The 14,553-nt window shown below is 59.9% G+C and carries 11 protein-coding genes and 1 riboswitch; of the genes, 9 read left to right on the forward strand and 2 right to left on the reverse strand.

Annotated elements, in window-relative coordinates; translation table 11 throughout:
• Window positions 1-284 precede the first annotated feature (284 nt).
• From KBC96_13055 to KBC96_13075, 5 genes are all read left to right on the forward strand, one after another.
• Window positions 285-3,236 (forward strand): PQQ-binding-like beta-propeller repeat protein, encoded by a 2,952-nt coding sequence (locus tag KBC96_13055; GenBank protein MBP6965322.1) that lies wholly within the window; start codon window positions 285-287, stop codon window positions 3,234-3,236.
• A gap of 369 nt (window positions 3,237-3,605) precedes the next feature.
• Window positions 3,606-4,361 carry a hypothetical protein gene (locus KBC96_13060; GenBank protein ID MBP6965323.1) on the forward strand — a complete coding sequence of 252 codons (756 nt, stop codon included), beginning with the start codon at window positions 3,606-3,608 and terminating at the stop codon, window positions 4,359-4,361.
• 180 nt (window positions 4,362-4,541) lie between these two features.
• The gene (locus KBC96_13065) at window positions 4,542-7,166 is read left to right on the forward strand and encodes a tetratricopeptide repeat protein (protein MBP6965324.1); all 2,625 of its coding nucleotides are present in this window, start codon (window positions 4,542-4,544) and stop codon (window positions 7,164-7,166) included.
• A gap of 41 nt (window positions 7,167-7,207) precedes the next feature.
• Window positions 7,208-8,716, forward strand: a complete 1,509-nt coding sequence (locus KBC96_13070; GenBank protein ID MBP6965325.1) for a sugar ABC transporter ATP-binding protein — start codon at window positions 7,208-7,210, stop codon at window positions 8,714-8,716.
• Window positions 8,717-8,801: 85 nt separating this feature from the next.
• Entirely contained in the window at window positions 8,802-9,077 is a 276-nt protein-coding gene (locus KBC96_13075; GenBank protein MBP6965326.1) for an HU family DNA-binding protein, read from the forward strand.
• 68 nt (window positions 9,078-9,145) lie between these two features.
• Here KBC96_13075 and KBC96_13080 read toward each other — a convergent pair whose 3' ends face one another.
• Window positions 9,146-9,331 carry a hypothetical protein gene (locus KBC96_13080; GenBank protein MBP6965327.1) on the reverse strand — a complete coding sequence of 62 codons (186 nt, stop codon included), beginning with the start codon at window positions 9,329-9,331 and terminating at the stop codon, window positions 9,146-9,148.
• A gap of 276 nt (window positions 9,332-9,607) precedes the next feature.
• On the opposite strand from KBC96_13080, the gene KBC96_13085 reads away from it, so the two are divergent.
• From KBC96_13085 to KBC96_13100, 4 genes are all read left to right on the forward strand, one after another.
• A complete protein-coding gene (locus KBC96_13085) occupies window positions 9,608-10,522 on the forward strand; it encodes an ABC transporter permease (GenBank protein MBP6965328.1) in 915 nt (304 codons plus the stop codon).
• Window positions 10,523-10,528: 6 nt separating this feature from the next.
• A complete protein-coding gene (locus tag KBC96_13090) occupies window positions 10,529-11,506 on the forward strand; it encodes an ABC transporter permease (protein ID MBP6965329.1) in 978 nt (325 codons plus the stop codon).
• Window positions 11,507-11,537: 31 nt separating this feature from the next.
• Window positions 11,538-12,569 carry an autoinducer 2 ABC transporter substrate-binding protein gene (locus tag KBC96_13095; protein MBP6965330.1) on the forward strand — a complete coding sequence of 344 codons (1,032 nt, stop codon included), beginning with the start codon at window positions 11,538-11,540 and terminating at the stop codon, window positions 12,567-12,569.
• Between the two features lie 194 nt (window positions 12,570-12,763).
• Window positions 12,764-12,919, forward strand: a riboswitch (cyclic di-GMP riboswitch).
• 159 nt (window positions 12,920-13,078) lie between these two features.
• Window positions 13,079-13,273: a hypothetical protein gene (locus KBC96_13100; GenBank protein MBP6965331.1), complete on the forward strand. Its 195-nt coding sequence runs from the start codon at window positions 13,079-13,081 to the stop codon at window positions 13,271-13,273.
• 452 nt (window positions 13,274-13,725) lie between these two features.
• On the opposite strand, the gene pyrF is transcribed toward KBC96_13100, so the two are convergent.
• On the reverse strand, window positions 13,726-14,445 hold the full coding sequence (pyrF, locus tag KBC96_13105) for an orotidine-5'-phosphate decarboxylase (protein ID MBP6965332.1): 720 nt from the start codon (window positions 14,443-14,445) through the stop codon (window positions 13,726-13,728).
• Window positions 14,446-14,553 lie beyond the last annotated feature (108 nt).

Consider the following 14,553-nt stretch of genomic DNA (forward strand, 5'->3'; position numbering starts at 1 on the left):
AATACTTCTCTTAGGGTTATACTGCTCATCGATGCTCCTCCGTTTCGCTCGCTTGATTCGTGACCAAATCAAGTCTACGAAACGGGGAGCATCTTCGCAAATCTACACACTCAAAGCTTACGCCACTTCAATCGAAGCCGGTTCTTGACAAAGAGCCCGGAAAGACGTACAATATTTGAACAATTTGACGGCCCGGAGCTTCGGCAAGCCTCTGCCTGAGTTTCGCATACCCCCCGGCTAGCTACTGCATACCCAGATAACTGACTCTGAAGGGAGCAACAACAGTGACGAAGCAGAACACTCCCCGGCTCTATCACGTCCTGGCGATCGCGTGCCTGCTGGCGACAGCGGCAAGCAGTTTCGCCTGGGCGGCCGGACCGATGAACTCGCCATGGCCGATGTTCCGACATGACGCGCGGCACACGGCGACCAGCCAGTATCAGGACCCTATTGCCAGCGGGATGCCCTGGTCCAGCGCAACCGGCGGCGGTCTCTCGTCTCCGGCGATTGCCGCAGACGGAACGATCTACATAGGAGGAGCCTCGGGCAACCTGAGAGCCGTCAACCCTGATGGAACGATCAAGTGGAGCTTCGCCGCGGGCACGGGAGCAACCCGATCTACTCCTGCCATCGCCGATGATGGCACAATATACATCGGAGGAACGAACGGCAGGGTCTACGCCGTCAACCCGAACGGCACTCAGAAGTGGAACTCCGGCAACCTGACCGGTACGTCCGAGATTTCCGGATCGCCGACGATAGGGGCTGACGGCACGATCTACATCGGCAGCAGAAACGGCAACCTGTACGCGATGAACCCGGACGGGACGCGAAAGTGGTTCAGGTCGGTTGGCGCAGTGCACATGGGATCGCCCTGCATAGGCGCGGACGGCGTGGTGTATATCGGCGGAGGTTTCAACCTGTCGGCGGTCAATCCCGATGGTACCGTCAAGTGGGTCTACCCAACAGGCTACACCATCCAGAGTTCGCCCGCCCTGAGCCCGGACGGCACCAGGGTATACGTAGGGTCGTGCGATGCCTACCTGCACGCGGTGAACACCGCGGACGGCACAATGGCGTGGCAGACAACGGTTCCGCTCATCCCTGCGAGTACATCATCATCGGTGGCCGTGGCTCCGAACGGCATGCTCTATATCGGCTCCAACGGCGCCTCGGCGTCAATGGGGGGTGGAGCGCTCTTCGCGATTGACCCGAACGGTGAGATCGTCTGGGAGTACCAGACCGCATATGACATCCGATCCTCGCCGGCTGTGAACGCCGACGGTACAGTAGTCATCGGGGTGATGGATGGTTTCGTATACGCGTTCAATCCGGATGGGACGAAGAAATGGCAATTCCTGACCTCCGCCAGCGCGAGCGGAATCTACGGATCGCCGGCGATCGCCGCCGACGGAAGCGTGGTAGTCCAGTCCATCGGCGGAACGCTCTACGGCAACATCACTTCGACGCCGCCCGCGGCGAACGCCCCGAGCGACCTGGTAGTCACAGCCACCGGCGATACGACGACCACGCTGACGTGGACAGACAACTCGGACGACGAGTTCGGCTTCCACATCGAGCGGAGGTCGGGCGCCATGGGCAACTTCGTGCAGATCGGCAAGACGGCCGCCGACGTAGCGACGTATCAGGATTCCGGGCTCATATCGGGTCAGACGTATTTCTACCGCGTCTGTGCATATCAGCAGGCGGGCGATTCGCAGTTCACCCCGTCGGTCGGGGTACTGATGCCCGGTCTCGCCGCTCCGCTCGGCCTTGTGGCGGAACCGGTGACCGGCACCAGGATTGACCTGACCTGGACCGACGTATCCGACGAGGAGTTCGGTTACAAGATCGAGCGCTTCCAGGGAGCGGCGGGCCCGTTCGTCCAGATCGCAAGAGTCGAGGCGGATGTCTCAGCGTTTAGCGACACGAGCGTCAACCCGGGGATCAACTACTACTACCGGGTGAGGGCCTACGACGCGACGCGGGACTCGAGCTACTCGAACGAGGACTGGGCGCTTACGCCCGGAAATGTCTACAGTAACATCCAGCGGGGCAATGAGAATCGCCCGCAGATCGCCCTCACGTTTGACGCGGGAACAGCCGGAATTCGCGCCGCGCTGCTCGATACGTTGAAGCAGAAGGAATGCTACAGCAATTTCTACATAACCGGCTATGTTGCGCAGACCCAGCCGGCCCTCATGAAGCGGATAGGCGCCGAGGGTCATCTTGTCGGCAACCACAGCATTGACCACCCGGCGTTTACGCACATCACTGATGAGGAGATGGAACGCCAGTTGAACACGACGGACGACATAATCTACGGGCTCACAGGCCACAAGACCAGGCAGTGGTGGCGCGCACCTTACGGTTCAATTGACAGCCACGTGATTGATGTCACGGGCAACCTTGGCTTCCATCACGCTCACTGGACCATTGACAGCGGAGACGTCGGCGGCGCAAGCTCTCAGGCGATCATCAACACCATGCTGAGCGGGGCCCAGAACGGCAACGTCGCGCTGTTCCACTGCACCCTGGCCAACACTGAGGGAGCAGCAGCGGGAGTCATAGACGGCCTCAGGGGCCTGGGATATGAGTTGGTCACTGTACCGGAGCTTGTCGCCCCGCTGCAGTTGACCGCTCCCTCGGGGGTACTCTCACCCGGCTGGAACTTCGTCTCCCTGCCGATCGAACCGGCCAATACCACGCCGATGGTCGTCTTCCGCGGCCTGAACGTGAATGATAGGCTCATCGGGTGGAACAAGGAGAACCAGGTCACCAAGACGCTGAGCATGGCCACTCCGGACGCATTCGGGCAGATCAGCGCGGACGAGGGTTACTGGCTCTACCTCGAACCGGGGCAGACGGTCAAGTTCAGCGGCAAGGCGATGACGAACGACAGGCACATCAAGCTGCCCCAGACACTGGCGAATCCGGCCGGCGCCATGACGATGATCGGATACCCGTTCCAGAGTCCGCAGCCAGTGGACAACCTGCGTGTGTACAATCCTAACGCCCCCGAGCCGAAGGAACGCTCGCTTGCGGAGGCCCGCAACGCGGGATGGGTCTCCAGTCTACTCTACGGCTGGGACGCCGTCTGGCAGGGCCTGTCTACCATCGGCACGGATGAAGACTGGGCGGAGTACGGCATGCTCGAGCCTTGGCATGGATACTGGTTCACGAGCTACGTGAACGAACTCGAGTTGATCATCCCCGCACCCGTTCAGATCAACTGAGCGAGTCTATCGAATAGAAACTCTGAGAAACCGGTCGGGCTCAAGCCCGGCCGGTTTTTTTCGTCGGGTCAAATGCCTGGTTGACATTTCGCTGCTGAGTTTGTCTATCAGTTGAACCGCATCCATCAATCACCGCACAGTATTCAGATGTTGCTCCTGAATCCGGCGACGCCCAACAAAACGCGGAAGTTTTTTCCGCGTTTTGGGCGTTTTGGCACGGTTTGTGCAAGTACAATTACCAGGTTCGGCCTTGCGTCGGTCGTTCTGGACGCGTTGCACACGCCGATCGGCGCACGCGGGCAACCTACTTATGCCTATCTCAGATGCCGGTTTCCGCCGACACAGGATGTTGTCGAAAGGAGCAGTAGAATGAAGAAGGTTCTTGCGGTGAGCCTTGCCTCTCTGGCGTTGCTGGCCCTCATCTGCACAAACGCAACGGCCATTCCGAGCACACAGGTAGTATGGTCGCAGCAGCCAGACATGGTTCGCGGCTTCCAGTTTTCTTCCGAGACGAAGGTCCCATCGATTGTTGCCGATGACTTCGGATGGCCCGCGCTTCAAGCGGTTGGGTTGCGCTGGTGGGGCGGATACTGGACCCCGACTTCGCCCGGAAACTATGGGCCGTACGCCGATGGGCGTCCCTCCGTTCTTACTCCGGCGACCATACAGAGCTTTGTGATCTCCATCTGGTCAAACGCGGCTCCCGGAGGCGCCTATCCGTATGCGCGTCCCGGCAGTCAGTTGTGGAGCGCCCCTATACCTTTCGCCAACGTCGCGGAGACATACGCCGGGGCAACCGGGGAGGGACGGCAGGTCTATTCGTACTATGCTGACCTCAGTTCCCAGACCCTTCCGCAGTTGGTCACCGGGGCAACCTACTGGCTCTCCATCGAGGCCGTGACGACCTCAAACAACGAGCAGTGGGGTTGGCACGAGTCGAGCGATCACAATCTGAGTCCCGCTGTGCAGGACTTCCGGCAGTCCGGGTGGCTGCAGATTCAGAACAATCTGTATGATAACGACATGGCTTTTGAACTGACCGTGATCCCCGAACCGGCCGGGCTGAGTGCCCTGATCGTGGGACTCACCGGAGTCGGAGCGCTGGTGTTGCGCCGCAGATTCTAGGAAATACCCGAATCGTGCTTCATCAGGACTACAAGAACAGCCGCTCTGAGGAGCGGCTGTTCTTTTATGCGCCTCGCCTCGAGTTCCTTGACTTTCGAAGCCTCGCTGGTCTAAAATCTTATCGTATGCAAACCGCCAAGTATCCGATGCGCGCGCCGGTTAACCAGGAGTCCAGACGAAATGAAACGCTTTATCCCGCTAGTGTTGGCCGCGATTATCCTCTGCACGTCCCAGACGTGTTCGGCGCAGGGCGTTGCCGACATCCTGACAAGGCCTCAGGGCCAGCAGACACGACCTTCGCCACAGCCGAGACCGACCGCTCAGCAGATGCAGGCGTTGGCGGTCCAGGCTGATCTGCAGAAGGCCGCGCAGTTCATGAGGGCAGGCAAGGCAAAGGAGGCAATCGCCCAGTTCAAGATCGTCCTATCCAAAGACCCTAAGAACCTCGCCGCCCACGTGAACCTCGCTAAGCTGTACGCGAACGTCGAAGACCCCAAGTCCGCCCTGGGCCACATCCAAGCGGCGATAAAGCTGCGACCAAAGGAGGCCCAGTTCCACATGATGGCGGCGGGTATCTACGCGCAGTTGAACCGTCCGGCGGACGTCAAGACGAGCCTGAAAAAGGTCGTCGCGCTCGACCCCAAGCTGACCATGGCACGCCTGCAACTGGGCATGATATACGCTTCCGAGAAGAACTTCAGCGCGGCGGGCACGGAGTTCGCGGCGGCTACCAAGGCCGATCCCAAGAACCTTCAGGCTTGGTATAACCTAGGCTCTGTGCGCGCGAGCGCCGGGAACTTCAAAGAGGCCATAGCTGCCTTCCAGCAGGTGCTGCGGCTCGATCCGAAGCATGCCCAGTCGCACTTCGCAATGGGTTCGTGCTACGCAAAAATGAAAGACATTGGTAACGCCGCATCCAACTTCAAGAAGGCGGCCGACATCGACCCGAACAACCCGCAGTATGTCACGGCACTGGCCGTCGCCTACCAACAGGCGGGCCAGCTTGGGAAGGCCGTGGAAGCATACGCCAGGGCTGCGAAGCTCTCCCCAGGTAACGCCGGCATCCACATGAACGCCGGACAATGCTACTTCCAACTGCGACAGTACGCCGAGGCTGAGCAGCAGTTCGGGAAGGCGCTCTCGATAAACCCGAAGAGCATCGAGGCCATGGTGAACGTCGCTGTGGCAAAGACCTACCTCAAGAAGTTCGACGAGGCCGAAACCTGGTACAAGAAGGCCCTCAGTTTCGAACCCGAGAACAAGACGGCGATCTCCGGCCTGGCGCTTCTCTACGATCAGCAGGGCAAGAAGGACGAGGCCGTCGCCCTGTACCGGGACATCCTGGAGAAGAACCCGAAGGATCTGGACTCGCGCACCCGGCTCGCGATGATCTATCAGTCGCAGAACAAGGCCGACATGGCCATTGAGACATACCGAGAGCATCTGAAGGTAGACCCCGGAAACCTGACGGCCCATTCGCACATTCTCGAACTCCTGCGCAAGGAGCGCAAGTTCGCGGAGGCAACCGCCGAGTTGGAAGCGATGCTCAAGATTGACCCGAAGAACACTAACACCCTGGTCAGCGCGGCGACGCTCGCCCATGAGATGGGCGACACGGAGAAGGCCCTGGGATATTACCTGCAGGTGAAGCAGATTGACCCATCTGCTGAAGATGCCTACATCGCCACGGCCAAGCTGTACGAGGAAGGGAACAAAGATACCGAAGCGATCAATGAGTATGAGGCCCTGATCAAGGCTAACCCGAAGAGCGCCCAGGCATACACCGGAATCGCCGGCATCTACGAGAGACAGGACAAGCTGGAGGAGGCCATCGCGACCTACAAGAGGCTCCAGACCGTGGCTCCCGATCAGGTCTACCTCCTGACGAACATCGGGCGCCTGCTCGAGAAGATGGATAAGAAGAACTTTGCGCTGCTCGAGTACAGAAAACTGCTCGGCGCCAACCCGAACGACTTGACGGCGAGACACGCACTGGCAGCTGCGCTGAAGAGGATGGACCGTCCGGTCGACGCGCTCAAGGAGTACGAGACAGTGCTGGCCCAGAACCCGGGCGACTTCTCGGCAATCAACGCGATAGCCGACATTCACGCGGACATGGGCAATCACCAGGAGGCGCTCGACGGGTACAAGCAGTTGATTGCCATAAACCCGCAACATGCGCCGGCGATCGGCAAGATTCTCGACATGTATCGGAAGCTGGACAGGCAGGCCGAAGGCGAGGAATACGTCAAGGCAATGATCGAAAAGGAGCCGAAGAACTCGGCCGCGATGATGGCACTCGAAAGGGCGTACAAAGACACAGGGAGGCTCGACGAGGCGATAGCCTACTTCAAAGACGTAGCGGAGAGAAACCCGGACCTCGCGAGCGCTAAGCAGATGCTGATCACCGCCTACAACGACGCCGGCAAGCAGGACGAGGCGATCGCATACTACAGGAGCCTTATGGAGAAGAAGCCGGACGACGTGACGATTCACCGTTCTCTCGCGCAGTACCTCGAGCAGATCGAGCGCTACGACGATGCGCTGATCGAGTATCAGATTCTGCTGAAGGATTCTCCGGACGACACGGGGCTGAACTACCGAATGGCCGCAATCTACGAAAAACAGGACCAGAAGGACAAGGCCATAGAGGTATATAAGAAGCTGTTGGAGACGAACCCGGAAAACGAGTTCTTCAAGACACAGCTCGACAAGCTTCAGAGCACCCCGTCCGGGGATGCCACGAGGCAGGAAGAGCCGCAATCATCGAAGCAGCAGACCGCACCTGCGGAGAGTACGAAGTAGATTCGGTACGGGAAATCACTCCTCTACAGGAGATGATCGAGATGGCGATCCAGACAGAAACCGCTTCGGCACTGCAAATGACGAGCATCACGAAGACATACCCCGGAGTACGTGCTCTGGACGGCGTGGACTTCGAGGTGCGCAGAGGCGAGGTCCACGCACTCCTCGGCGAGAACGGGGCGGGAAAGTCCACGCTGATGAAGATACTGGCCGGTGCGCAGCCGATGGACAGCGGACAGATTCTCATCGACGGCGTCCCCGCGCACATCACATCGCCGCAGAAGGCTATGGAACTCGGCATAAGCATCATTTACCAGGAGTTCAACCTTGTCCCCTACCTTAACGCGGCGGAGAACATCTTCCTCGGGCGCGAGCCGGGTGCCTCCATTCCGGGCTTCGTGGACTTCGGCACGATGTACTCCGAGGCGCAGGCAGTTATTGACCACTTGGGCGTGAAGCTGAACGTCCGCACCCCCGTCAACCGCCTGTCGGTCGCCCAGCAACAGATGGTGGAGATCGCCAAGGCGACATCGCGCAACGCGACGATCATCGCAATGGACGAACCATCGGCGACGCTGACCGAGCACGAACTCGATAGCCTCTTCGAGCTCATGCGCTCGCTCAAGGCGAAGGGCGTCAGCATAGTCTACATCTCGCATCGGCTGGAGGAGATTTTCCAGATAGCCGACCGGGTGACCGTTCTGCGCGACGGACGATACGTCGGCACGAAGGACGTATCCGATCTGGACAAGGACGAGATGATCCGCATGATGGTCGGCCGCGAACTGAAGGAGAAAATCCCCAAGCAGTCTTGTGAGATCGGCGGGGCAATGCTCGAGGTCAGGGGGCTGAGCCGCAGGGGAGCACTGGAGAACATCAACCTCAAGGCTCGAAAAGGAGAGGTGCTCGGGATCGCGGGGCTGGTCGGCGCCGGCCGAACCGAGCTCGCCCGGGCGATCTTCGGCGCCGACCCGATAGACTCAGGGGAGGTCGTCCTAGACGGCAAGGCTGTCAACATCCGCTCGCCGAAGGACGCGATCAAGCTTGGCATCGGCCTCGTCACGGAGGACCGCAAGTCCCTCGGTCTCATACTCGGCATGGTCATACGTGAGAACATCACGCTCGCGAACCTCGATGCGGTGACGAGACTCGGATTCGTGAACCAGCGCGAGGAGAAGCGCGCGGCGACCCGGTTCATCGAGGACCTGATGATAAAGACGCCTTCGTCAGAGCAGCAGGTTCAGAACCTCAGCGGCGGTAACCAGCAGAAGGTCGTGCTCGCGAAGTGGCTCTTCACGGAATCGCGGGTGCTGATCTTCGACGAACCGACGCGCGGGATTGACGTCGGCTCCAAGGTGGAGATATATCAACTCATGAACCGACTGGCCGCGACCGGCGCTGCGATCATCATGATATCCTCGGAACTGCCGGAGGTCCTCGGCATGAGCGACCGAATACTCGTGATGCACGACGGCCGAATTGCCGGGGAGTTATCGCGAGACGAGGCGACCCAGGAGAAGATCATGTGGCTCGCAACCGGCGGGGAGTGACCGTCAGCAACGGTCGAAAGCCGCGTTCGGATAGAGTCATCCATGCAACACGATAACTCTGGCACTAGAGAGGGGGTGAAGAACGATGACCAAACCGGAGTTGATCAGTGCAGTAGCGAGGACGACAGGCCTGAAGAAGACCAAGGCAGGCATCGTAGTTGACGCCGTCTTCGATACCATGACAGAAGCGCTGGGGCGCAATGAACCGGTGGCGATTACCAGATTCGGCACGTTCGAGGTGCGAACTCGCGCCGCGAGAATGGGCAGAAACCCACGAACCGGAGAGCGAATCAGAATTGCGGAGACCAGAGCGTGCACCTACCGCCCCGGCAAGAAGGTGAGAGAAGCGATCGGCAGGTAGTCCACCGGCCCACAGGGCGCCGATACAATCTGTGCAGGAAATGTTTGAGGGGAGACGAGAGCCTCCCCTTATTCTCTGAATATGACCCCGTGCTCCGGGCAACTGACGGTGGTTCCGGTATGCAGGCTCGGCGCGGAAACGTCAAGCGGCTTCTCGCAGCCCTCGTGCGGACAGACGAGAGGCTGCTCTCCTTCATTCAAGGTCTCGATGACCTTCCAGACCTCGCGCGCATAGGCATCTCTAGTCAGCCTCATAGCGATACTCCTATGATACGAATGCGGATAACTACCCGAGAAGGCGGCAGGAGTCGTTGAGATCAAGAGCCACGGGCAGCGCGCTGTACGCTTTTCGGTCTAGTATACCCATCCGCGCCACGGTTCAACCATTCGCCCCCTTTCCCACGACACGATCAAGCGACTTGCGCGCGGCCGTCGAAACTGATACCATTGACGCATATCCTGTGGAGACGACATCGAACGTTGGTTGAACCGGTCACCGGCACCCCCATACCCACAAATCCGAGAGGCGCAGTGGGCTCTTTTCTGAGGGCGCGAGAGCTTCCCGCGCTCGCCTTCCTCACCGTGCTCATCGGCGCTATGTTCGTCTACGCTCCAAACTTCGGCTCCAGAGACAACCTGTTCGCCATCGGACAGGATGTGGCGATAACCGGCATCATGGCTGTCGGTATGACGATGGTAATCCTCACGGCGGGGATAGATCTCTCGGTTGCTTCGGTGCTCGCCCTCTCGGCCGCCGTCACCGGAACACTCATGATGGGCGGCCTCAACATGTGGGCGTCGGTCCCTGCCGGACTGGCGGTGGGCGCGGCGTGCGGATACACTAACGGAGCCCTCATCGCATGGCTGCGCGTGCCGCCGATCATCACCACGCTCGGCATGATGGGGATTCTCCGCGCGTCGGTCTACCTGTATACCGGAGGGAACTACATCGGACCGCTGCCGCCGGATTTCGCCTTCGTGGGGGTACGATGGACACCGGTGATCATCCTTGGGGTCGTCGCGCTCGGCTTCAGTCTGTTTCTGTCCAGAGTCCGACTCGGAAGGCATATCTATGCGATCGGCGGCAACGAGGAGTCCGTTCGGCTCTCGGGGATACGCGTCAACCGCGTCAAGTTGATGATCTACACGCTGAACGGCGTGCTGGCGGCGCTCTCAGGCATGATAATGATGTCGTCTTGGAGTTCCGTTCAGTCGAACATGGCGAAGGGATACGAGTTGGGCGTGATCGCGGCGGTGGTCATCGGCGGGACGAGCATCAACGGCGGACTCGGCTCCGTGCCTGGAACGATCATCGGCGCCGGCATAATGTCTCTGCTGTACAACGCATTGAACCTTCTGGGGATATCGAAGTTCTGGCACCAGTTCATCATCGGAATAGTGATTCTGGCCGCAGTGATGATGGACCGATTCAGGAGTAAGCAGTAGCGGACCATGCGGGCAGTATTGAGATCGAAGGAATCGGTCGTTTTCGCACTCTTCGCAGCGGTGTTTGCTGTCTTCGCGCTGAGAACGCCGAACTTCGCCTCGCCGGACAACCTCTTCAACGTTGCCCGGCAGTACTCGGAACTGGCGGTCGTGTCGGTCGGCCTGACGATGATCATTATCACCGGCGGCATAGACATATCGGTCGGCTCGATCGTCGGTCTCTCGTCAGTGATGCTCGGCATCTTCGCACTCAGGCTGGGACTGAACATCTGGGCCTCGTGCATCCTGGCGACGATGACCGGACTCGCATGCGGCCTGATCAACGGCGTGTTCATTACGAAGCTGAAGGTCCAGCCGATCGTCGTGACCCTCGCGATGATGAGCGCCGCACGGGGGTTGGCGCTCGCCCTCACGCAGGGGTTCTCCCATTCGGGGTTCCCGGATGCATTCGTCGGACTCGGTCAGACCTCTATCGGCTCGATGCCGCTGTCCGCGCCGATCGCGCTACTGATAGTCATCATCGGGGTCATCGTACTCCGTCGGACTCCTCTGGGCAGAGGCATATACGCCGTCGGCTCAAGTGAGGAGGCAACGCGCCTGTCGGGCATGGATACGTTTCGGCTGAAGATGTTCGCATACGGCGGCACTGGCCTGCTGTGCGGACTGGCGGGTATCATGATGGCAGCCCGACTCGCCTCGGCGGTGCCGGACGCGGGCAACGGATTCGAGTTCGAGGCGATCACCGCCGTCGTGCTGGGAGGAAGCAGCCTCAAGGGCGGCGAAGGTAGCATCGTTGGAACGATCATCGGCGTGGCCGTGATGGCAATCCTCCGAAACGGGCTGAACCTGATCGGCGTGCCGGACAACTGGCAGGTGCTATTCCTCGGCGTTGCGCTTATACTGTCGGTGCTGGCCGACAATCTTCGGCAAGCGCTCAGGAAGAGACGGGAAACGAGGCCGCAGAGCATACCCGGCCACCCATAGACTCCAATCCGCAACAGGAGGCACTGACGACTTGAAACCATACACTCGTACCATAATCGCCACAGCAGCAATACTCGTACTCGCGGGAATGCTTTTGACGGGCTGCGGCAGGAAGGCCGCCGCGCCGATCGGCGCCGACACCGGCCAGGGCGCCGCAGAGAAGCGCAAGATCGCATTCGTGATGAAGCTAAGGGGCATACCCTACACCAATGCTATGGAGCGCGGCATGAAGCAGGCCGTGGACGAACTCGGGATCGAGGCGGTGTTCCTCGGTCCGCAGACCGGCGGAGACACAGTCCAGCAGATCACGATCATCGAGGACCAGATCAGCGCGGGGGTGGATGCTATCGTGATTTCGCCGAACGACGACAAAGCGGTGATACCGGTCATCAAGAAGGCGATGCAGAAGGGTATCAAGGTCTTCACTTGGGACTCAGATGCGCCGGATAGCGAGAGGATCTTCTACGTTGCGGCCGCGGATGACGTCGGCATAGGGGAACAGATCATAGACAAGATCGCCAAGGAGATCAGCGGCAAGGGCAAGGTCGCGGTCATGACCGGCAGCCCGAACGCGCTGAACCTCAAGTTGCACGTTGACGGAGTTGTGAAGGGCGCGAAGAAGTACCCAGGCATCACGCTGGTGGAGCCCTATATCTACAACGACGACGACCAACAGAAGGCGATCGCGGGAGCGATAACCGTCCTGCAGAGGCATCCTGACCTTGCGGCATTCGCGGCGGTCAACAGCCCCGGCGTCCCCGGCTCCGCGCGGGCGCTCATCCAGACCGGCAAGGAAGGCAAGGTCAAGATATGGGGCCTGTCTCTGCCCAGCGAGAACAAGGAATACCTGAAGCAGGATATCGTGAACGGCCTGATCCTGTGGGATCCAGCCAAGCTGACCTACGTCACCGCGAAACTCGTGAACGACTACCTCGACGGCAAGAAGCCGAAGAACGGCATGGAGATAGAAGGCATCGGTAAGCTGGAAGTTCGCCCGGACGGCCTGGTCCTGATGCCGGGCGCGATCATCACTAAGGACAACGTTGACGAGTTCGATTTCTAGTTTCGGCTGACAGAGCATCCTCCGAGGCCTTCGCGTTCCTATAGCGCGGAGGCCTTTTTGCTGTGCCTCGAGTCATTCGTTTCACCCCTCATCCAAAACAGGTATTCCTTACGGCAACATGTCTGCGCGTGCGTGGCATAACCTTAGTGTCAGCGAAAAGAGAATAGCGAGTAAGCGCAAACTGAATAGCGTGGGAACGACAAAGGCAAAGCCGCCGAAAGGCGGCGACGCAAAGCCATGGATCTAACCCAGCAGGCCGCGAGCCGAGCTGTGAGACCCCCCGGCGGAGATAAGAGTCGGGGACTCCGGAAGGCGAAGCTGGTTGCTGGCATGACAGCCAGGCTGCCGAAGGACACCAGTCGCCAGTGTAGGCGTACGTTCTACAGGGCGAAGCGCAGTGAAATGAGTTTCGCGTGCGCCGGCGACTGCAATCTGAGAGGCGGCCTGGCTTTTCTTCGTTTCCGGCGCCGAACAGCCGGGCCGCCCCAACCCTGGAGGAGGGATCAGAGATGACGATACCTGAGGCGAAACAGTACGTTGGGAAGAACTGCTGGGTGAGTTGGACGGACCGACTCGGTCAGGAACACAACAAGGTCCTGCAGGTGGAAGACCTGCAGTTCGTTCCCCTCTACGGTGCGTACATCATCGGCGATACCGAAGAGGTCAGGCTGGAGAAGGTGACCACGATTCGGGCTCTCGACTAGGCGAGAGTGAATGACATACGCCCCGCATCGGGCGGGCGCGGACGCGATATCCGAAAGGAGGAATACCAGATTCGGTTCGAGGGACTTGAGACTCCGACCCCGACTGTCCCTATCCCACAAAAGGGGTCTCGGTCCGGTAAGAAATGCCTGTCGGTCCACTCCTTCCGCAGGCACAATCGGGGATGGGTAGACGTGCCCCCTGCCCATCCCCTCCTCATTTGCAGGCCGTGCTTCCGCTTTCACCGCTAGTCGTGCTCGTCATTCGGCCAAGTGATCATGGGTAACAGTCTGATGGGGTGGAACGGAAGGCCCGGACGCAAGAAAGGTGCGAACCCGCCTTCCCCCCGAACCCAGAATATCTGAGCCGCGAGCTTCGCACCCTTCAGAAGTGTTAGACGCACGCTCCTAGGCGTGTGTGCACAAATCGCGGAAGTTTTTTCCTCGCGATCTACCTATCCTCCAATCTCCTCGAGGATCCTACGAGCAGCCTCGCTCCTGTCGTCCGCGTCGGTGATGGCTCTCCCGATGACCAGGTAGTCTACGCCCAGGCAGATCGCCTGAGCAGGTGTCATGATGCGCCGTTGATCATGCGCAGCTGCCCAGTCGGGCCTGATTCCGGGCGTGACGACGATAAAACTCGAACCGCAGGCGGACTTGACGGGGACAATCTCGCGCGGAGAGCAGACGACTCCCCGGAGACCCGAACTCTGGGCAAGCCTCGCAAGCCGCGTGACCTGATTCTCCATCAGCGCGGGGACACCAAGCTCGTCATGAAGCATGTGCTCGCTGATGCTCGTGAGAACGGTGACTCCAACGGCAATGGGGGGTTCGATGCCCTGTCTGTCTGCTTCGTCGGCTGCGGCCTCAGCCGCGGCCTTCAGCATCGCCGAGCCGCCGGAGGCATGCACATTGAACATCCAGAGTCCCATCCGGGCGGCCGCCCTCGCCGCACCTGCAACAGTGTTCGGGATATCGTGGAACTTACCGTCGTAGAAGATGCGCTCGGCGCCTGCGTCGCGCAGAGCCTCGAAGACACGCGGTCCGGTCGAGTTAAAGAGCTCCAGGCCGACCTTGAAGGCCCCGACCGAGTCCTTCAGTTCCCTGACCAACTCCAGCGCCTGATCCTCGCTCGACACGTCGAGCGCCAGGATGATCTTTTCCTTCGCCGCCATGGCAACCTCCTCGTTATTGAGAACAGAGAGACGCGGAAGGAAGATGGAAGGCCGGAGCATGGGGCAACGGCCCCCCGGTGATCCAGCAAGTCGCCCTCTCCGCACTCC

The organism is Armatimonadota bacterium, assembly GCA_017993055.1.
GTDB lineage: Bacteria > Armatimonadota > UBA5829 > DTJY01 > DTJY01 > JAGONM01.